The following is a 20,282-nucleotide window of genomic DNA, read 5'->3' on the forward strand; positions in this document are numbered from 1 at the left end:
AAACAGCCCCGATCCCGACAAGTCGGAGAACCGAGGCTGTTTTGCTGCTTCAGTTGGACGCGATCAGAGACTGCGCTCTACCTTGACCTTGTCAAAGACTTCGATCTTGTCACCGACTTTAACGTCATTGTAGTTCTTCACGCCAATACCGCACTCCATGCCGTTACGAACTTCACCGGCGTCATCTTTAAAGCGGCGCAGGGACTCCAGCTCGCCTTCATAGATGACCACGTTGTCACGCAGTACACGGATTTTCTTGTTACGGTAAACCGTACCCTCAACCACCATACAGCCAGCCACCTGACCGAACTTGGGTGAGCGGAACACATCACGCACTTCGGCAATACCCACAATTTCCTCACGGAACTCGGGTGCCAACTTGCCAACCATGGCCTGCTTGACCTGCTCAATCAGCTCATAAATGATGCTGTAATAACGCAGATCCAGCTCTTCACGCTCAACAATGGCCTTGGCTGATGCATCCGCACGGACGTTGAAACCAATCAGGATTGCATCAGAAGCCAGCGCCAGGTTGGCGTCGGTTTCCGTAATACCACCCACACCGGAAGACACGATGTTGACCTTGACTTCGTTGGTCTCCAGGTCTTTCAGGGCACCAATAATGGCTTCCACGGAGCCACGCACATCCGACTTCAGTACGATGTTGACGCTGGCCGTCTGACCCTGCTCCATCTGGCTGAACACGTTTTCCAGCTTGGCTTTCTGCTGGCGCGCCAGTTTGACTTCGCGGTATTTGCCCTGACGGAACAAGGCGACTTCACGGGCTTTTTTCTCATCCTGAACGACGGTGAATTCATCACCAGCTTCCGGCGTGCCATCCAGACCGAGAATTTCCACCGGAATGGATGGACCGGCAGCATCGATTTGCTTGCCGTTTTCATCAATCAGGGCGCGTACCCGGCCATAGTTCAGACCGGCCAGCACAATATCGCCCTTGCGCAGCGTACCGTTCTGAACCAGAACCGTGGCAACCGAGCCACGACCACGATCCAGACGGGACTCAACAACCACACCCTTGGCGGGTGCTTCAGGCACAGCAGTCAGCTCCAGCATTTCCGACTGCAGCAATACCGCCTCCAGAAGGTCATCAACACCAGTACCCTTTTTAGCGGATACGTGAACAAAAGGTGTGTCACCACCCCAGTCTTCCGAGATGACTTCATGCTGGGACAGCTCATTGCGGATGCGATCCGGATCAGCCCCTTCCTTATCTATCTTGTTAACTGCCACCACCAGCGGTACACCGGCAGCCTTGGCATGCTGCACAGCCTCAATGGTCTGCGGCATCACACCGTCATCGGCAGCCACCACCAGAATGACCACGTCAGTGGCTTTGGCACCCCGCGCACGCATTGCAGTGAACGCCGCGTGACCGGGGGTATCCAGGAAGGTCACCATGTTGCCACCATCAGTTTCAACGTGGTAAGCACCAATGTGTTGGGTAATACCGCCAGCTTCAGCATCAGCAACCTTGGCACGACGAATGTAATCCAGCAGCGAGGTTTTCCCGTGGTCAACGTGACCCATTACGGTCACCACCGGAGCACGGGTAATTTCGTGACCTTCGTAGCTGATGTTATCCAGCACTTCCAGCTCAATGGCATTTTCTTTTTGCAGCTTGGGCGTGTGGCCCATTTCTTCGACTACAATCGCTGCTGTGTCCTGATCTATCACCTGGTTGATGGTGGCCATGGCCCCCATCTTGAACATCACCTTGATGACCTCAGAACCCTTGATCGCCATGCGATCAGCCAGGTCAGCCACGGTGATGCTCTCGGGAATCAGCACTTCACGCTTGATCGGTGCAGTCGGGCGCTCAAAACCATGCTCGCGTGACGGACCACCGGAACGACGACCACCCTTGCGGCGATCATCCTTGCCACCACGGCGGCTCAGGCGACCTTCTTCAAAATCATCTTCGCGGCGTGAGCCGGTTTTTTTACCACCGGCAGACTTGCGGCTACCCGGTTTGCTGGCCTTGGGCTTGTCATCTGCAACGGCAACCTTGGCCGTTTTCAGCAACACTTCAGCGGGTTCTTCCACCACGTCATCATCAACCGCAGTCACAATCGGGTTGGCACGGGCTTTACGTGCCTGTTCAGCACGGCGCTTTTCTTCCTGCTTACGACGCTCTTTTTCAGCTTCGGCCTTTTTCAGTGCTTCTTCATCCAGCACCGGCTCAACACCCTTGCTTTCCTGCTGGGCACGACGGGCAGCCTCTTCTGCTTCCAGCTCCCGGCGGGCAGCTTCTTCTGCTTCGCGGCGCGCCTGCTCAACAGCCATGCGCTTCTGTTCAGCTTCGTTTTCCGCCTGCTTCAGGGCTTCAGCTTCAGCAGCCTTACGCGCTGCTTCTTCAGCTGCTTCCTCTGCCTTACTGGCCTGAATATCAAGTTCGCTACGCTTAACAAAAGTACGTTTTTTGCGTACTTCAACATTCACGCTTTTGCGGCCATCAGTTTTCAACTGCTGGGTCACCTTGCGGGTCATGGTGATGCGGGTCGGCTCTTCACCACCGCCGGTGGTGCGCTTCAGGAAACCCAGCAGGGTTTCCTTGTCCTGCTCGGAAACCTTCTGGTCTGAGCTTTTATGGGGCAAACCAGCCTCTTTCATCTGTTGCAGCAAACGCTCAACAGGTCGGCCAATGGCCTCAGCAAATTCTTTTACGGTGTTTTCTGCCACTGTCCATCTCCTCTTTCGACGACGCGTCAGGCTCAGGCTTCGTCTTCAAACCAGTGAGCACGAGCAGCCATGATCAGCTTGCCGGCACGCTCTTCTGTCATCGCCTCGATATCCATCAGGTCATCAATGGATTGTTCAGCAAGATCATCCAGGGTGGTGATACCCATCTGGGCCAGTACTGACGCCAGAATACGATCCATTCCTTCCAGATTCAGCAGCGCTTCATCCGGTTTGGCATCCGCCAGCGCCTCTTCAGAGGCAATTTCCAGCGTCAGCAATTCATCCTTGGCGCGGCGACGCAGTTCATTAACCAGGTCTTCATCCAGGCCATCAACTTCCAGGAATTCTTCCAGTGGCACATAAGCCACTTCTTCCAGGCTGGTGAAACCTTCTTCAACCAGTAGGCGGGCCAGATCATCATCCACGTCCAGATGCTGCACAAAGTACTGGATCTGGTTATCCATTTCCTGCTCTTGCTTGCCGCTGGCTTCTTCTTCGGTCATCACGTTCAGACGCCAGCCAGTCAGCTCACGAGCCAACTTGACGTTCTGGCCACCACGGCCGATGGCCTGAGCCAGGTTGTCTTCTGCCACAGCCACATCCATCGAGTGAGCATCTTCATCAACAATGATGGAAGCCACTTCAGCAGGTGCCATGGCATTGATCACCAGCTGTGCCGGGTTATCGTCCCACAGCACAATATCAACCCGCTCGTTACTGAGTTCCGTGGATACCGCCTGTACACGCGAACCACGCATACCCACACAAGCACCCACCGGATCAATACGGCGATCATTGGTTTTCACGGCAATTTTGGCACGTGAACCAGGATCACGTGCGGCACCACGAATTTCGATCAACTGCTCGGAAATTTCCGGCACTTCAATCTTGAACAGTTCAATCAGCATTTCCGGGCAGGTACGTGACAGCACCAACTGCGGACCGCGATTGTTCGGGTTCACTTCTTTAAGAATGGCGCGCACACGATCATTCAGGCGAAACTTTTCACCAGGGATCATTTCGTGGCGGCCCAGATAGGCTTCTGCGTTGCCACCCAGATCAATGATCAGTCCATCACGGGTGGTCTTTTTAACCACACCGGACACCAGCTCACCCTGATGCTCCAGGTACTGACGCACCACTTCTGCCCGCTCTGCTTCGCGCACCTTCTGCACAATGACCTGCTTGGCAGTCTGTGCAGCAATGCGACCAAACTCGATGGACTCGATGGGCTCTTCCTTCACATCACCCACCACCAGGCCGTCAGCCTTGGCTTCGGATGCAGGAATCTCACAATCCGGCTCGGAAAAATCTTCATCATCAACCACCGTCCAGCGGCGGAAGCTGTCGTACTCACCGGTCTTGCGATCGATGTTAACGCGAATATCAACGCCTTCTTCCATAAAGCGCTTTTTGGTTGCACTTGCCAGTGCGGCTTCAATAGCCTCGAAAATGGTGTCCTTGGGTACGCCTTTTTCATTGGAGACGGCATCCACCACCAGAAGGATTTCTTTACTCATGCCTTGGCCTCTCGAAATCTGTCCTTGCTACTTTTTGTGCTTATCCAGGTCAGGTTTGACTCTTGCCTGGTCGATGGTTTCAATCGGAAAACAGTATTCTTCATCTTCAACCTGAAGGATCACTTCATCTGCTTCAACGCCTTTCAACAAACCGCTGAACTTGCGCTGTCCTTCATAAGGCAGACGTAATTTGATCTGGATCTGCTCACCTGCATAACGCTGGTATTGATCCAGACGAAACAATGGGCGATCCATCCCGGGAGATGAAACCTCCAGGGTGTACTCACCAGGAATCGGGTCTTCAACATCCATCAGGGCACTGACCTGACGGCTGACCTGGGCACAGTGATCCACCGTGATACCCTGCTCACTTTCAATATAGACGCGAAGCAGCAGGTTGGTACCACGACCGGTCAATTCGAGTCCCCAGAACTCAAAGCCGAGAGACTGAACAACAGGTTCAATCAGCTGTTCCAGCAACTTGTCTTTACTTGCCACGGAAAAGGCTCCAGCTCTCTGCATAGGCAGATCGGATGATCACAAAGGCCGGAAAACTTCGGGAATGGGCTTGGGCGCCGTTTGCGCGAAGACTTTTTCGACCTAACAAAAAGCCCCTTAAAAAAGGGGCTTCTGATTAAATCTTGGTAGCGGGGGCCGGATTTGAACCGACGACCTTCGGGTTATGAGCCCGACGAGCTACCAGGCTGCTCCACCCCGCATCAGAGGCAGGCATTGTACTGGTAGTGAGCACATTGGTCAACCACTACCACCAAAACACCTGAAAACAAACTTCTCGCCGTCGCACTGCTTAATACTGCTGCGCTCAACATTGGTGCCGAAGGCGGGACTCGAACCCGCACGGGCATACGCCCACTACCCCCTCAAGATAGCGTGTCTACCAATTCCACCACTTCGGCTTGCTGCTCACCTGTCAAAAACATGATTCCACACAGGCGTTTGAGGCGGGCAAATAATAGAGCTGCCAACCCGCCTTGGCAACCCCTCACTACAAAAAAAGCTTAGTCTTGCGGACGCGTTTCAAGTGTCGGCAGATCATCCAGCAATGGCAGACGCTCACGCTCAAACTCTTCAATCACGTCAGCGGCGGGCAGACCCAGATCCGGGGCATGTTGCTGAGTGGCCAGATAAGCCAGCGCCATGCTGGTTGCAAAAAATGCCGCTGCCAACCAACCGGTCATGCTACCCAGGAAACCCATCGGGCCAAGACTGCCAAAAACGGTATTGGAGGCACCACCACCAAAAGAGGCACCGGCTTCAGCACCCTTGCCTTGCTGCATCAATACCAGCACCACCAAACCCACCGCCAGCAACACATGAATCATCAAAACAATACTTTGCATGAACTTTATTCCGCTGCGTAACCTATTGCCAAAAACTGGTCGGCATCCAGGGATGCACCACCAATCAACCCGCCGTCAATATCCGTCATCGCAAACAAGGATGCGGCATTATCCGGTTTGACGCTGCCACCATAAAGCAACAGCATCGTTTCAGCCAACTGAGGACTAACCTCAGCTACAGCACTCCGCAACAAGGCATGCACGTCCTGCGCCTGCTGTGGTGTTGCCGTTAAACCTGTGCCTATGGCCCAGACTGGCTCATAAGCAAAAATCACCTGCTGCAACTGCTGCGCTGTTAAACCCTGCAAGATCGCCTGGGCCTGACGTAACACCACCTGCTCAGTCTGACCGGCCTCACGCTCTGCCAGTGTTTCACCAACACAGATCACCGGCTTCAAACCTGCTGCCAGGGCCTGCTGTGCTTTTTGCAATACCAGTGCATCTGTTTCCTGCTGGTACTGACGCCGCTCGGAGTGCCCTAACAAAACATGGCTCACACCCAGATCTGCAAGCATAGTGGCAGCCACTTCCCCGGTATAAGCACCAGACTCATTGGCAGCACAATCCTGTGCACCCAACAACACACCCGAACCCTGCAAGCTACTTGCCGCCTGCTGCAGGTAAGGAAAAGGCGGGCACACCAACATCGCTGCTGTCGGCAGACGCGCAGCCAACAACTGCTTTAACAGGGCGTCCGTCATTTCACGGCTGCCATGCATTTTCCAGTTGCCTGCTACCAGTTTCTGTCGCATCAGTTGCCTATTCATTCATGATCAAGGGCGAGGATTCTATTAAAAAACCCCTTCAAGCTCAACCAGCAACTGCTGCAATCACCGCAGCAATTTCTTCTGCCTGGCACTGCACTTCTGCCTCCACCTCACCTTCAACCATGACTCTCAGCAAGGGTTCTGTACCCGACGGACGCAATAAAATACGCCCTCGGCCAGCCATACGTGCTTCAACCTCTGCCACTTTTGCAGTGACCTGAGGATGACGCAACAGAGCATCCTTGTTAGCAGCAGTACGCACATTCACCAGGCTTTGCGGCATTTTTTTCATGCCTTGCAACAACACCTCAACCTGCCCATCTGCCTCAATAACCGCCTGCAACACCTGCAACGCAGCAACAATACCATCACCTGTTGACTGCACATGACGGCACACCAGATGCCCGGAGTTTTCTCCGCCCAACAACCAGTTGCGCTGCTGCAACTCGGCCATCACATAACGATCACCCACCTTGGCGCGCACAAAAGGAATATCCCGTTCTTTTAGTGCCAACTCCAGGCCGAGGTTGGACATCAGGGTGCCCACCACGCCACCCTGCAACTGGCCTTTGGCTTGCAGATTACAGGCCAGAATGTACAACAGATCATCACCATCCAGCAGGCGACCGGTGCGTGTCACCATCACCAGTCGATCTCCATCACCATCAAAACCTATGCCCAGATCAGCACCGATTTCCAACACCCGGGCCTGCAGCGCCAGGGGTTTGGTGGAGCCATAACCCTTGTTGATGTTCAGTCCATCCGGTTCAGCACCGATCACGTCTACTGTTGCACCCAGCTCACTGAATACTTCCGGGGCAATGTGGTAGGTGGCACCATGGGCACAGTCCACCACCAGGTGCAAGCCCTGCAGGCTGGCACTGAATGGCAGGGTGTTTTTGCAAAACTCGATGTAACGCCCGGCTGCGTCGTTAATGCGTCGTGCCTTGCCCAGGGCTGCGGGAGAAGCAATTTCCAGTGGCTTGTCGAGCCAACTTTCAATTTCCAGCTCCACTTCATCGGGTAATTTTTCACCGTTGCGGGAAAAGAACTTGATGCCGTTGTCTTCAAACGGATTGTGTGAGGCACTGATCACAATGCCGGCATCGGCATGAAAGGTCTGGGTTAAATAGGCAATGCCCGGTGTGGGCATGGGCCCCAGCAGATACACATCCACGCCAGCAGCAGACAGTCCGGCTTCCAGCGCCGACTCAAACATATAACCCGATAAACGGGTATCCTTACCGATCAGGATGCGCTTTTTACCCTGACGGGCAAACACCTTACCCGCCGCCCAACCCAGCTTTAACACAAAATCAGGGGTGATTGGGTGTTCACCCACACGACCACGAATGCCATCAGTACCAAAGTATTTTCTAGTCATTTTGTTATCTTGCTGTTTTGTTTTTCAACTGCCTGCCATACTCTCAAGGCATCCTTCATTCCCGCCACAGCATGCACCCGAATCAATCGGGCACCTCGCTGCACAGCCAACAAATGAGCCGCCAGCCCGGCCGCTTCACGGTCCCCGGTTTCACGCCCGGTGAGTTCACCCAGCATACGCTTACGCGACATACCCGCCAGCACCGGGTAACCCAGGGCAACAATTTCATCCAATCTGGCCAGTAACTGCAGATTATGTGTCAGTTGTTTGGCAAAACCAAAGCCGGGATCCAACAAGATGCGCTCTGCCGTTATACCTGCCTGCTGGCATTCACTGGCTCGCAGCTGCAACCAGTCAGCAACATCCTTCACAACATCCTGATAATCCGTTTGCTGTTGCATGTTACCGGGTTCACCCCGCATGTGCATCAGGCACACCGGCAAACCACTGGCTACTGCAGCATCCAGTGCACCCGGACGGGTCAGGGATCGGACATCATTGATCAGATCCACACCTGCAGCTGCAGCTGCCTGGATCACCTGTGGACTGCTGGTGTCCACCGAGATCAGCACGCCCGATGCAGCTTTAAGGGCTTCAATCACCGGCAACACCCGATCCAGCTCTTGCTGCTCACTGACAGGCGCCGCACCAGGGCGAGTGGATTCACCACCAATATCAATGATATCCGCACCCTCTACCTCTAAACGCAAAGCCTGTTGCAACGCCTGATCCACCTGGGTGTAACGCCCACCATCAGAAAAGGAGTCCGGGGTAACATTTAATACACCCATGATGCGAGGTTGTTGCAGATCCAGCTTTCCGGCAAACATGATCTTTCACTCCGTTTTAAAACCAGGAAACCACTGCTCAACGCGATGAGTTCAGCTCAAGGACTTCCAAAACAAAACCCCGCCAAGGCGGGGTCTGCATTTGATCACACAGGTGCTGCCTGGAACATCAGTGCACCGAACCACCCAGCGGATCAGATGGCTTATTGCCAGGCTTGTGTTCATCAACCTCATCATCCAGTGCTTCTTTGCTGGACTCAGATTCGGCTTCAGCTTTAACGCCACCTTCACCATCGTTATTCCAATCTTTAGGTGGCTCAGGGGTGCGGCCTTCCATGATCTGGTCAATCTGATGCGCATCAATGGTTTCATATTCCATCAAGGCATCTTTCATCAGCTCCATCTTGTCACGATTTTCCTCGAGCAGACGGGTTGCCTCTTCGTAACAGGTATCCAGAATACGGCGGATCTCGGCATCCAGCATCTTGGCTGTTTCACCACTGACATTCATGTTGCCGCCACCAGCATTACCCTTGCCAAGGAAAATCTCACCTTCGTCTTCGCTGTACAAGACTGGTCCAGCGGTGTCAGACAGGCCCCATTTGGTCACCATGTTACGAGCCATTTTGGTGGCCTGCTGAATATCGTTGGACGCACCGGTGGACACACCATCCGCGCCGTAGAACATTTCTTCCGCAATCCGGCCACCATAAGCCGAGGTGATGCGGCTCAGCAGGTAACGACGACTGTAAGAAACGCGATCTTCCTCCGGCAGGAACATGGTGACACCCAGTGCACGCCCGCGCGGAATGATGGACACCTTGTAGACCGGATCATGGCCCGGCAGCAGACGACCCAGAATGGCGTGACCCGCTTCATGGTAAGCCGTCATGATCTTGTCTTTTTCGGTCATCACCATGGACTTGCGCTCAGCGCCCATCATGATTTTGTCCTTGGCCTTGTCGAACTCTTCCATACCCACCAGACGCTTGTTGGTGCGGGCAGCAAACAATGCTGCCTCATTCACCAGGTTGGCCAGATCAGCACCGGAAAAGCCAGGTGTACCACGCGCAATCACGGAAGGGTTCACATCATCCGCCAACGGCACTTTACGCATGTGGACTTTCAGAATCTGTTCACGACCACGAATATCCGGCAGCCCCACCACCACCTGGCGGTCAAAACGACCAGGGCGCAGCAGTGCAGGGTCCAGTACGTCCGGACGGTTGGTAGCGGCAATCACAATGATGCCATCATTCGGATCAAAACCATCCATCTCAACCAGCAGCTGGTTCAGGGTTTGCTCACGCTCATCGTGCCCCCCTCCCATACCGGCACCACGATGACGACCCACGGCATCAATTTCATCAATGAAGATGATGCAGGGAGACTGCTTTTTGGCCTGCTCAAACATGTCGCGGACACGGGATGCACCCACACCCACAAACATTTCCACAAAGTCGGAACCAGAAATGGTGAAAAAGGGTACCTTGGCCTCACCGGCCACCGCTTTTGCCAGCAGGGTTTTACCGGTACCGGGACTGCCCACCATCAATACACCACGGGGAATCTTGCCACCCAGACGCTGGAACTTGCCCGGATCACGCAGAAAGTCCACCAACTCTTTAACATCTTCTTTGGCCTCGTCACAACCTGCCACATCAGCAAAGGTGGTTTTGATCTGATCCTGGGTCAACAGGCGTGCCTTGGATTTGCCAAAACTCATCGGCCCGCCACGACCACCACCACCACCCTGCATCTGACGCATAAAGAACAGGAAAATGGCCATGATCAGCAAAATCGGGAAGCTGGCAATCAACAGGCGAGTCCACAAGCTTTGACCTTCCGGTTTACGGCCTTCGACCACCACATTGTGGGTCAGCAGGTCATCGATCAGCTTGGGGTCTTCCGCTGCTGGACGAATGGTACTGAAGCGGGTGCCATCAACACGCTCGCCATGAATATCAAAGCCGTCAATGACAACCCTTCTCACCTGCTGCTGCTGGACTTCACGGACAAACTCGGAATAGTTGACCGAATTGGGCGTGGTCTCGACATTGAAGCTGTTAAACACCGTCAGCAGTACTGCTGCAATGACCAGCCACAGAATGAGATTTTTGGCCATATCGTTCAAGGCAATGCCCTCTTGTTGATTGCACCGGCAGCACTCACAGATAACCTTGCCGGGCGGTAGGTCTTTGTTTCCATCTTACAGCAATTCCGTGTTGAGACCGAAAAAAAGCCGCTGATGTTTCATTTATCTTTTGTATGACAGTGATAAGTTTCTTTCGTTGCCTTCAGCCTTTAAAACCGCGCGCCAACAAGTAAACCTCACGTGAGCGCGCCCTGGAGGCCTCAGGTTTGCGGGTCACCACTCGATCAAAGCGGCTACGCAGCAGCTTCAAGTAATCCTCATAACCCTCGCCTTGAAACACCTTGGCCAGAAAGTCTCCGCCCGGCTTCAATACCTGCTCGGCCAGATCCAGCGCCAACTCCACCAGATACATGGCCCTGGGTTGATCGATGGCATTCATACCACTGAGATTGGGGGCCATATCAGAAATTACAAGGTCGGCCTGTCGCCCCTGCATGGCATCCAGCAACTGCTGCAACACCTCATCTTCCATGAAGTCCCCCTGAATGAACTGTACGTCTGGCAAGGGATCCATCGGCAAGATGTCTGACGCCAGAATGGTGCCCTGACCACCCAGCCGTTCAGACAGCAGCTGCGACCAGCCACCCGGTGCTGAACCCAGATCGATCACTGTCATGCCGGAACGCAGCAAACGGTCTTTATCATCAATCTCAGCCAGTTTGTAAGTGGCGCGGGAGCGATAACCATCTTTCTGGGCTTTCTGCACCCAGACATCATCCACATGTTCTTTTAACCAGGCCGCACTGGTTTTTGATCGCGCCACACACCACCTCTTTACTGCCACTGCCGGGAAAATAAACAGGCCAGGGGATGACCTCAGCCATCCCAGCCTCTAGAATACACAGTTCAGGGATTCACCCTCAGCAAAACCCGAACCGAGAAGATTAACATGAGCCTGAAAGGCGCACAAAAGAAAGAGCTGCGTTCCATTGGACACCACCTGAACCCGGTGGTACTGGTTTCCGAAAACGGTCTGTCCGAAGGGCTGATCAAGGAAGCTGATCGCGCGCTGAATGACCACGAACTGATCAAGATCCGCTTTTCCCTGAATGACCGCGAAGAGCGCCTGGCCATGATGAATGAACTGGCCACCAAGCTGGGAGCAGAAGTTGTGCAGACCATCGGCAAGATCGGACTGTTTTTACGCCGCGCACAAAAACCCAACCCAAAGCTCTCCAATCTGCTGCGTTTTGCGGAACACTGATTCAAGCAAAAACCAGGTGATACAAAAAAGCCGCCAGGCCATTCAGCCGGCGGCTTTTTCTCTGGCATCAGCCCTCAATCGCCGTAGCGAACTTCGCTGATCTCATACTCCACATCCCCTTTCGGGGTTTTGATCAGCGCCACGTCACCTTCTTCCTTGCCAATCAATCCACGGGCAATCGGTGAGGTGCAGGAGATCTTGTTATCCTTCACGTCCGCCTCATCTTCACCCACAATGGTGTAGGTGACTGCTTCGTCGGTGTCCAGGTTGACCAGATCCACCGTGACACCAAACACCACCTTGCCGGTTTTTGGCAGGGTGGTGACATCAATCACCTGGGCATTGGACAGTTTGGCTTCGATTTCCTGAATCCTGCCTTCAATGAACCCTTGCTGCTCACGGGCAGCATGGTATTCAGCATTTTCTTTCAAGTCACCGTGTTCACGCGCCTCGGCAATGGCTTCAATCACCTTGGGGCGTTCAACTGTTTTCAGCTGTTCCAGCTCCTGGCGCAGGCGTTGTTCACCCTGCACCGTCATTGGACTTTTCTGCATGCTTATACCTCTCCTGCGTGCAGGTCCTGCAGACGCCGCACACGAATGTTCATACCGTACTCCAGTGCCTGACACAGGGCCGCAGCGCCAGCCAGCGTTGTGGTGTAGGGCACCTTGTGCTGCAGGGCCGCACGGCGAATACCGGATGAATCAGCAATGGCCTGGCGGCCTTCGGTGGTGTTGACGATGTAAGCGATTTCGTCATTCTTGACCTTGTCAACGATGTGCGGACGCCCTTCCGCCACCTTGTTGACCACTTCAGCATCATAACCGGCAGTTTTCAGAATGGCTGCCGTTCCACTGGTAGCCACCAGACTGTATCCCAGCTTGGATAGGGATGCTGCCACTTCAACAATGCCTTGTTTGTCCGCTTCACGCACCGACAGGAAGGCCTTGCCACCGGCTTTTGGCATCTTTTCACCAGCACCCAGCTGCGCCTTCAGGAAAGCTTCAGCAAAAGTGGTGCCACTGCCCATCACTTCACCGGTGGACTTCATTTCCGGGCCGAGAATCGGGTCAACGCCCTGGAATTTGTTGAAGGGGAACACCGCTTCCTTCACGCTGAAGAAGGGCGGAATGATTTCCTGCTCAAAGCCCTGCTCCTTCAGGCTGGTGCCAGCCATGCATCGGGCCGCTACCTGCGCCAGCGAAGTACCAATGCACTTGGAGACAAAAGGCACGGTACGAGAAGCACGCGGATTGACTTCAATGATGTAGATCTCGCCATCCTGATACGCCAGCTGCACGTTCATCAAGCCGATCACACCCAGTTCACGTGCCATCTGGGCAATCATCACCCGCATCTTGTCCTGCACTTCGGCAGACAGGGAGTAGGGCGGCAAGGAGCAAGCAGAGTCACCGGAGTGAACACCGGCCTGCTCAATGTGCTGCATGATGCCGCCAATCACCACATCCTTGCCATCACTGACAGCATCCACGTCAATTTCAATGGCTGCATTCAGGAAGTGATCCAGCAGTACCGGACTATCGTTGGACACCTTCACGGCGCTGGTCATGTAACGCTCCAGCTCGTCCGGGCCATAGACAATTTCCATGGCACGGCCGCCCAGTACATAAGAGGGGCGCACCACCAGCGGGTAACCAATCACAGCTGCCTTGGCCAGTGCTTCATCAAAACTGCGCGCAGTGGCATTCGGTGGCTGTTTGAGGCCCAGCTTTTCAATCATCTGCTGGAAGCGTTCACGATCTTCAGCACGGTCAATGGCATCCGGAGTAGTACCAATGATCGGTACACCAGCCGCTTCCAGATCACGCGCCAGCTTCAGCGGCGTCTGGCCACCAAACTGCACAATCACACCCTTTGGCTGTTCTTTGTGCACAATTTCCAATACGTCTTCCAGCGTCACTGGCTCAAAGTAGAGACGGTCAGACGTGTCGTAATCGGTGGATACCGTTTCCGGGTTGCAGTTGACCATGATGGTTTCATAACCATCATCACGCATGGCAAATGCAGCATGCACACAGCAGTAGTCAAACTCAATGCCCTGGCCGATACGGTTCGGACCACCACCCAGCACCATGATCTTGTTGCGGGCAGAAGGTGCCGCCTCGCACTCTTCTTCATAGGTGGAGTACATGTAGGCGGTGCTGGTGGCAAATTCCGCAGCACAGGTATCCACGCGCTTGTAGGTCGGGCGTACACCCAGTTGGTGACGCAGCTTGCGGAAGCTGGCTTCGGAAATACCCATCAACTGTGCCAGGCGCGCATCAGAGAAACCCTTGCGCTTGAGGCGATAGACCTTGTCAAAATCCAGCTCACCCTGGGTGGTACGTGCCACTTCGGCTTCCAGTTGAATCAATTCCTGCAGCTGGATCAGGAACCAGTGATCCACATGGGTCAGACGATGCACTTCTTCCAGGCTCATGCCGGTACGGAAAGCATCACCAATGAACCAGATTCGCTCGGCACCGGGGTTCTGCAGCTCACGACGCATCAGCGCCATGGATTCGTCATCAAACTTTTCCAGTTTCGGGTCCAGGCCATTCACACCCACTTCCAGTCCACGCAGAGCTTTCTGCAGGGATTCCTGAAAAGTACGACCGATGGCCATCACCTCACCCACGGACTTCATCTGAGTGGTCAGACGGTCATTGGCCTGCGGGAACTTTTCAAAGGTGAAACGCGGAATTTTGGTGACCACGTAATCAATCGACGGCTCAAAAGACGCCGGGGTGGCACCACCGGTGATGTCATTCTGCAGCTCGTCGAGGGTGTAACCCACCGCCAGCTTGGCGGCAATCTTGGCAATCGGAAAACCAGTGGCTTTGGAAGCCAGTGCCGAGGAACGGGACACACGGGGGTTCATTTCGATCACCACCATGCGACCGGTATCCGGGCAGATACCAAACTGCACGTTGGAACCACCGGTTTCCACACCAATTTCACGCAACACCGCCAGAGAGGCGTCGCGCATGATCTGGTATTCCTTGTCAGTCAGCGTCTGGGCCGGTGCCACCGTGATGGAGTCACCGGTATGCACACCCATGGCATCAAAGTTTTCAATGGCACAGACAATGATGCAGTTGTCATTTTTGTCCCGCACCACTTCCATTTCATATTCTTTCCAGCCAATCAGCGACTCATCAATCAGCAGCTCCTTGGTTGGGGACAGATCCAGGCCACGCAGGCAGATCTCTTCAAACTCTTCCTTGTTGTAGGCAATACCACCACCTGAACCACCCATGGTGAAGGAGGGGCGAATGATGCAGGGGAAACCCAGTTCCGCCTGCACTTGCCAGGCTTCTTCCATGCTGTGGGCAATGGCTGCCTTGGGACATTCCAGGCCAATCTTTTTCATCGCCTGGTCAAAACGCTCACGGTCTTCGGCCTTGTCGATGGTATCGGCGTTGGCACCAATCATTTCCACGCCGTACTTTTCCAGTACCCCGTGACGCTCCAGATCCAGCGCACAGTTCAGCGCAGTCTGGCCACCCATGGTGGGCAACAGGGCATCCGGGCGTTCTTTTTCAATGATTTTTGCTACCACATCCCAGAGGATGGGTTCAATGTAGGTGGCATCAGCCATCACCGGATCGGTCATGATGGTGGCCGGATTGGAGTTCACCAGAATGACGCGGTAACCCTCTTCCCGCAGGGCTTTACAAGCCTGGGCGCCGGAGTAGTCAAATTCACAGGCCTGACCGATGACAATCGGACCAGCGCCCAGAATCAGTATGCTTTTAATGTCTGTACGTTTTGGCATGACGTTCTCTGTTTCGTCGGTTTCAGGCGGTCTGGTTCTTGCGGGCTTGAATCAGCCGGATAAAGCGATCAAACAGGGGCGCAACATCCTGTGGACCGGGGCTGGCTTCCGGGTGACCCTGGAAGCTGAATGCCGCCTTGTCGGTGCGTTCAATGCCCTGCAGGGTGCCATCAAACAGTGATTTGTGAGTGGCACGAAGGCAACCAGGCAGCGAGCTTTCATCCACCGCAAAACCATGGTTCTGACTGGTGATCATCACCACACCAGTATCCAGATCCTGTACCGGGTGGTTGGCACCGTGGTGACCATGCGGCATTTTCACCGTCTGCGCACCTGAAGCCAGCGCCAGCAGCTGGTGACCCAGACAAATACCAAACACCGGCACGTCGGTTTCCAGAATCTCGGCAATGGCCTTGATGGCGTAATCACAGGGCTGGGGGTCGCCAGGACCGTTGGACAGGAACACACCGTCCGGATTCATCGCCAGCACTTCAGCAGCGGAAGTCTGGGCGGGTACCAGGGTGATGCGACAACCACGGCTGGCCAGCATGCGCAGGATGTTGAATTTCACACCATAGTCATAAGCCACCACGTGATAGGGCTGACTGGCTTCATCCACTGCGGCATAACCCTGACCCAGCGTCCACTCACCTTCCGTCCAGTTGCGAATTTCAGTGGTGCTGACCACCTTGGCCAGATCCATGCCTTTCAAACCGGGGAAAGCGCGGGCAGCAGCCAGTGCCACTTCGGCAGCATCGGTTGCGGCAGCAGCTTCACCGGCCAGAATGCAGCCATTCAGTGAGCCCTTGTCACGCAGGATACGGGTCAGCCGACGGGTATCGATGTCAGCAATGGCAACCAGCTTCTGCTGCTGCAGGTAGTCCTGCAATGGCATGGTACTGCGGAAGTTGCTGGCCATCAGCGGCAGATCACGGATGATCAGACCGGCAGCACCCATGGATGCAGATTCGATGTCTTCCGGATTGATACCGGTATTACCAATGTGGGGGTAGGTGAGGGTCACCAACTGGCGTGTATAGGAGGGATCAGTGAGTATTTCCTGATAACCGGTCATTGCGGTGTTGAACACCACTTCTCCGACCGTCTGGCCGTCTGCACCAATTGCGGTGCCACGGAACACACTGCCGTCTTCTAGGGCCAGAATAGCGGGTCTGGTCAAAACTCTTTCCTCCCATCACAGGCTGTCAGCAAGGTCGTCCGGATGACGACCGCTACCGATTTCGGGTTGCAAAAAAGCGAGATGAACTGAAGTTCATCCCGCTTTTCAGATAAATTTTCATAGAAACTGGGTGGGGAAGTCCGTGCACGCAGCCGGACATTCATCTTCGTTATTTTACAACCAATGCACCAGAAACGTCCACCGCTCGCGGCGGAAAAATCCTGACCAATCCACTATCCCCCTTAAAATCAGCCACCACCCAGACCTGTTCAAAGACATGCCCTTCAGGAAGGTGCACCTGATTCAGGCGGCGAATGAAATCATCCCGCGTCCACAAGGGGTTCATATTGCGAATCACCAGCCAGACGCGCTGGGAGTGATAATCCTTCTGACCCTTGCTGGCCAGAATGCGATTCAAGGCAGTCAACAGGCGTTCATCCGGCTCAGTGGAACCCAGCTCATTCAGGTAATGCCAGGTTTTTTCTCCCAGATCCCGCCCCAGCAACAGCATGGCCTCTGCTTCACTGCCATACAAATGGGCTATCTCCAGATCCAGCTGATCCGGCCCGAGATAACAGGATACATCGGGCTTTTTGGGTTCGTTGTGCCAGATATGGCGAATGGGCACCTGAAAACATCCTTCATACAGCCGCATGAACAGACGCGCCGCTTCGTGCTCCAGGCGTAACTTTTCACGCTGTGAGTCACTCAGCAGATTACCGTCTCGGCCATAGTTGATGTCTGATGTCATGCACCCACCCGCCTTACCGATTATTTCAGGTTCAACACATCCTGCATGTCATACAGACCCACCGGGTGGTCTTTTAACCACAGGGCAGCACGCACGGCACCCTTGGCAAAGGTCATGCGACTGGAGGCCTTGTGGGTAATTTCAACCCGCTCACCCTCCGTCCCGAACACCACGGTATGATCACCCACCACATCACCCACCCGCATGGTGGCAAAACCAATGGTTTCCCGTTTGCGGGCACCGGTCTGACCCTCACGACCATACACTGCCACTTCTTTAAGGTTGCGCCCCAGCGCACGCGCTACAGCCTCACCCATGCCCAACGCAGTTCCAGAGGGTGCATCCACCTTGTGACGATGATGGGCTTCAACGATCTCCACATCATAATCATCACCCAGGGCGGCGGCGGCCAGCTCCAGCAATTTAAAACACAGGTTAACCCCCACGCTCATATTGGGCGCAAACACTAATGCAATCTGTTTACCGGCATCTGCCAACACAGCCTTCTGCTCATCGGTCAAGCCGGTGGTACCGATCACCATGGCCTTGTTGTGAGCCACACAAAAAGCCACGCCAGCCATCGTGACTGCCGGTGCCGTAAAATCAATCAACAGATCAAAATCATCCTTTACAGCATCCAGACTGGCTGCAGCCTGCACCCCCAGCCGACCCAGACCAGCCAACTCCCCCAGATCCACACCAATCAGACTGGAGCCAGGCTCCACGACGCCAGCAGCCAACTGCACACCTGGAGTCTGGTGCACTGCCTCGATCAGGGTCTTGCCCATGCGGCCACCGGCCCCCATCACTGCCACTCTCACCATGACCGTCCTCACACAAGTTTACAAAGAATGAATTTCTGCCATTATACTTGAACTTGCCGGTGCCGACCCAGTTCAGCCCGCTTTGTTTCACAGGCAAACAAATGTGACCCAGTTCACATTTATTCGCCGGTGTTTTGCTAAGATGAGTTACTTTTTTACATTTCAGCAGGGGAAGTTGAATGTCATCCGAAGCCAGCCCTTCCAACAACACCGGCAACACCAACCCCAGCTATGAGCGCATCCGGCGACTGAATGCTATCGGTATCGCCCTGTCAGCACAAAGCGACCAGACCCAACTACTGGAAATGATCCTGTCCAGTGCCCGTGAACTGACCCGCTCCGATGCCGGTACCCTCTACATGGTTGAACCGGATGGTGAATCACTGCGTTTTGTGATGGTGCAAAACGATAAACTCAACATCCATTTAGGTGGCAGCGGTGCCCCGGTAGGCAATAACTTCCCATTAATCCCCCTGCACCTGCCGGATGGCACACCCAACGAACGCATGATTGCGGCCTGGGCGGTACTGAACAAAAAAACCGCCAATATTGCTGACGCCTACCACGAGCAGGGCTTTGACTTTTCCGGCACCCGCGCTTTTGATGCCAAAACCGGTTATCACTCCAAGTCCTTTTTAACCGTACCGCTGCGCAATCATGAAGGCGAAGTCATTGCCGCCCTTCAGCTACTGAACAAACTGAATAATAGCGGTGAGCCGGTTCCCTTTGATGAAAGTGATCAGGATATTGCCGAATCTCTCGCCTCCCAGGCGGCCATTGCCCTAACCAACCGCCGACTGATTGATGAGCTGCGCACTCTGTTCGACAGCTTCACCCAGGTGATCGCAAGCGCAATCGACTCCAAGTCTGCCCACACCGGCGCCCACTGTCGTCGCGTACCAGACGCCACCCTGATGCTGGCTGAAGCTGCCAGCGGCACAAATTTTCCGGGCCTGGAAGGTTTCAGCATGTCCGAAGAGGACATGTATGAATTAAAAACCGCTGCCTGGTTGCACGATTGCGGCAAGGTGGTCACCCCACACCATGTGATGGAAAAGTCGACCAAGCTGGAAACCATTGTGGACCGCATTGACTGGGTCACCGACCGTTTTGAGATCCTGCTGCGCGACCTAGAAATTGAGCGCCTGAAAGAAGAGCTGGCGGCGGCTCGTGCAGGAACCGAGCTGAACGCTGAACGCCTGGCTTTTTATGAACAGTTGCAACAACAGCTAGCCGACGACCTGTCGTTCCTGCAGAACGCCAACACCGGTGGTGAGTTCATGGCTGATGAGCATATTGCACGGGTAGAGGCACTGGGGCAACAGGGCTGGCTTGACCTGAAGGGTGAGCGGCACCGCTTGCTGAATGATGACGAAGTGATGAACCTGTCGATCCGGCGTGGCACCCTCAATCAGGAAGAAAGAAAAATCATGGAAGGCCACATGGTTCATACCTTGGCCATGCTGGAACAGCTACCCTTTCCACGCCACCTGAAGCGAGTTCCGGAATACGCTGGCGGCCACCATGAGCGCATGGACGGCAAGGGTTATCCACGCGGTCTGACCCGTGAGCAGATGTCCATTCCAGCTCGCATCATGGGTATCGCTGACGTGTTTGAAGCCCTGACCGCCCACGAGCGCCCCTACAAAAAGCCCATGCCTCTGTCTCAGGCACTCACCATCATGGGGCGCATGGTCGAAGACAACCACCTGGACCCGGATCTTTACGCGTTATTTGTTTACAAGAAAGTTTATCTTGATTACGCTAAAAAACATCTTAAGCCCGAACAAATGGACGAGGTCGATACCAGCGCCTTGCCGGGACTGAAACTGGCCTCAATCACTCAGACACAGGCAGGGGAGCCATAAGC

At 54.5% G+C, this 20,282-nt stretch carries 16 protein-coding genes and 2 tRNA genes; 2 read left to right on the top strand and 16 right to left on the bottom strand.

Annotation, left to right across the window (positions count from 1 at the left end):
• Window positions 1-63 precede the first annotated feature (63 nt).
• From infB to rlmE, 11 genes are all read right to left on the bottom strand, one after another.
• A complete protein-coding gene (gene infB, locus BT114_RS10625; RefSeq protein WP_072326448.1) occupies window positions 64-2,700 on the bottom strand; it encodes a translation initiation factor IF-2 in 2,637 nt (878 codons plus the stop codon).
• Window positions 2,701-2,732: 32 nt separating this feature from the next.
• Window positions 2,733-4,220, bottom strand: coding sequence for a transcription termination factor NusA (nusA, locus tag BT114_RS10630; protein ID WP_072326449.1), 1,488 nt, complete (start codon window positions 4,218-4,220; stop codon window positions 2,733-2,735).
• 27 nt (window positions 4,221-4,247) lie between these two features.
• Complete coding sequence (gene rimP / locus BT114_RS10635; protein ID WP_072326450.1) at window positions 4,248-4,718, bottom strand: ribosome maturation factor RimP; 471 nt, start codon at window positions 4,716-4,718, stop codon at window positions 4,248-4,250.
• Window positions 4,719-4,862: 144 nt separating this feature from the next.
• A tRNA-Met gene (locus BT114_RS10640) sits at window positions 4,863-4,939 on the bottom strand.
• A 111-nt stretch (window positions 4,940-5,050) separates the two neighbouring features.
• Window positions 5,051-5,137 (bottom strand) — tRNA-Leu (locus BT114_RS10645).
• A 102-nt stretch (window positions 5,138-5,239) separates the two neighbouring features.
• Entirely contained in the window at window positions 5,240-5,581 is a 342-nt protein-coding gene (gene secG / locus BT114_RS10650; RefSeq protein WP_072326451.1) for a preprotein translocase subunit SecG, read from the bottom strand.
• Between the two features lie 5 nt (window positions 5,582-5,586).
• Window positions 5,587-6,333, bottom strand: a complete 747-nt coding sequence (gene tpiA / locus BT114_RS10655; protein WP_072326452.1) for a triose-phosphate isomerase — start codon at window positions 6,331-6,333, stop codon at window positions 5,587-5,589.
• A 58-nt stretch (window positions 6,334-6,391) separates the two neighbouring features.
• Window positions 6,392-7,732, bottom strand: a complete 1,341-nt coding sequence (gene glmM / locus BT114_RS10660) for a phosphoglucosamine mutase (protein WP_072326453.1) — start codon at window positions 7,730-7,732, stop codon at window positions 6,392-6,394.
• The gene (gene folP, locus BT114_RS10665) at window positions 7,729-8,562 is read right to left on the bottom strand and encodes a dihydropteroate synthase (protein ID WP_072326454.1); all 834 of its coding nucleotides are present in this window, start codon (window positions 8,560-8,562) and stop codon (window positions 7,729-7,731) included. Before folP ends, glmM begins: the two co-directional genes overlap by 4 nt.
• 127 nt (window positions 8,563-8,689) lie before the next feature.
• Window positions 8,690-10,654: an ATP-dependent zinc metalloprotease FtsH gene (gene ftsH / locus BT114_RS10670; RefSeq protein WP_072326455.1), complete on the bottom strand. Its 1,965-nt coding sequence runs from the start codon at window positions 10,652-10,654 to the stop codon at window positions 8,690-8,692.
• Between the two features lie 163 nt (window positions 10,655-10,817).
• Entirely contained in the window at window positions 10,818-11,438 is a 621-nt protein-coding gene (gene rlmE, locus BT114_RS10675) for a 23S rRNA (uridine(2552)-2'-O)-methyltransferase RlmE (RefSeq protein WP_072326456.1), read from the bottom strand.
• 126 nt (window positions 11,439-11,564) lie between these two features.
• Between rlmE and yhbY the strand changes: the two genes are divergently transcribed.
• Window positions 11,565-11,879, top strand: a complete 315-nt coding sequence (yhbY, locus tag BT114_RS10680; RefSeq protein WP_072326457.1) for a ribosome assembly RNA-binding protein YhbY — start codon at window positions 11,565-11,567, stop codon at window positions 11,877-11,879.
• 74 nt (window positions 11,880-11,953) lie between these two features.
• On the opposite strand, the gene greA is transcribed toward yhbY, so the two are convergent.
• The 5 genes from greA to dapB all read right to left on the bottom strand — a co-directional run bounded on the left by greA (window position 11,954) and on the right by dapB (window position 18,412).
• On the bottom strand, window positions 11,954-12,433 hold the full coding sequence (gene greA / locus BT114_RS10685; RefSeq protein ID WP_072326458.1) for a transcription elongation factor GreA: 480 nt from the start codon (window positions 12,431-12,433) through the stop codon (window positions 11,954-11,956).
• Window positions 12,434-12,435: 2 nt separating this feature from the next.
• Window positions 12,436-15,657: a carbamoyl-phosphate synthase large subunit gene (gene carB, locus BT114_RS10690; RefSeq protein ID WP_072326459.1), complete on the bottom strand. Its 3,222-nt coding sequence runs from the start codon at window positions 15,655-15,657 to the stop codon at window positions 12,436-12,438.
• A gap of 22 nt (window positions 15,658-15,679) precedes the next feature.
• A complete protein-coding gene (carA, locus tag BT114_RS10695; protein ID WP_072326460.1) occupies window positions 15,680-16,837 on the bottom strand; it encodes a glutamine-hydrolyzing carbamoyl-phosphate synthase small subunit in 1,158 nt (385 codons plus the stop codon).
• 169 nt (window positions 16,838-17,006) lie between these two features.
• Window positions 17,007-17,588, bottom strand: a complete 582-nt coding sequence (locus BT114_RS10700; RefSeq protein ID WP_072326461.1) for a hypothetical protein — start codon at window positions 17,586-17,588, stop codon at window positions 17,007-17,009.
• A gap of 20 nt (window positions 17,589-17,608) precedes the next feature.
• Window positions 17,609-18,412, bottom strand: a complete 804-nt coding sequence (dapB, locus tag BT114_RS10705; protein ID WP_072326462.1) for a 4-hydroxy-tetrahydrodipicolinate reductase — start codon at window positions 18,410-18,412, stop codon at window positions 17,609-17,611.
• Window positions 18,413-18,591: 179 nt separating this feature from the next.
• Here dapB and BT114_RS10710 point away from each other — a divergent pair, with 179 nt between their 5' ends.
• Complete coding sequence (locus BT114_RS10710; RefSeq protein WP_072326463.1) at window positions 18,592-20,280, top strand: HD domain-containing phosphohydrolase; 1,689 nt, start codon at window positions 18,592-18,594, stop codon at window positions 20,278-20,280.
• Window positions 20,281-20,282: the final 2 nt, after the last annotated feature.

The sequence above is a fragment of the Marinospirillum alkaliphilum DSM 21637 genome, assembly GCF_900119735.1.
GTDB lineage: Bacteria > Pseudomonadota > Gammaproteobacteria > Pseudomonadales > Halomonadaceae > Marinospirillum > Marinospirillum alkaliphilum.

Bases quoted from the DNA above. Each gene is read 5' to 3' on its own strand.
- carB (WP_072326459.1), bottom strand. From the start codon at position 15,657: ATGCCAAAACGTACAGACATTAAAAGCATACTGATTCTGGGCGCTGGT.
- yhbY (WP_072326457.1), top strand. From the start codon at position 11,565: ATGAGCCTGAAAGGCGCACAAAAGAAAGAGCTGCGTTCCATTGGACAC.
- folP (WP_072326454.1), bottom strand. From the start codon at position 8,562: ATGTTTGCCGGAAAGCTGGATCTGCAACAACCTCGCATCATGGGTGTA.
- dapB (WP_072326462.1), bottom strand. From the start codon at position 18,412: ATGGTGAGAGTGGCAGTGATGGGGGCCGGTGGCCGCATGGGCAAGACC.
- nusA (WP_072326449.1), bottom strand. From the start codon at position 4,220: ATGAGTAAAGAAATCCTTCTGGTGGTGGATGCCGTCTCCAATGAAAAA.
- BT114_RS10700 (WP_072326461.1), bottom strand. From the start codon at position 17,588: ATGACATCAGACATCAACTATGGCCGAGACGGTAATCTGCTGAGTGAC.
- greA (WP_072326458.1), bottom strand. From the start codon at position 12,433: ATGCAGAAAAGTCCAATGACGGTGCAGGGTGAACAACGCCTGCGCCAG.
- BT114_RS10710 (WP_072326463.1), top strand. From the start codon at position 18,592: ATGTCATCCGAAGCCAGCCCTTCCAACAACACCGGCAACACCAACCCC.
- secG (WP_072326451.1), bottom strand. From the start codon at position 5,581: ATGCAAAGTATTGTTTTGATGATTCATGTGTTGCTGGCGGTGGGTTTG.
- glmM (WP_072326453.1), bottom strand. From the start codon at position 7,732: ATGACTAGAAAATACTTTGGTACTGATGGCATTCGTGGTCGTGTGGGT.
- tpiA (WP_072326452.1), bottom strand. From the start codon at position 6,333: ATGCGACAGAAACTGGTAGCAGGCAACTGGAAAATGCATGGCAGCCGT.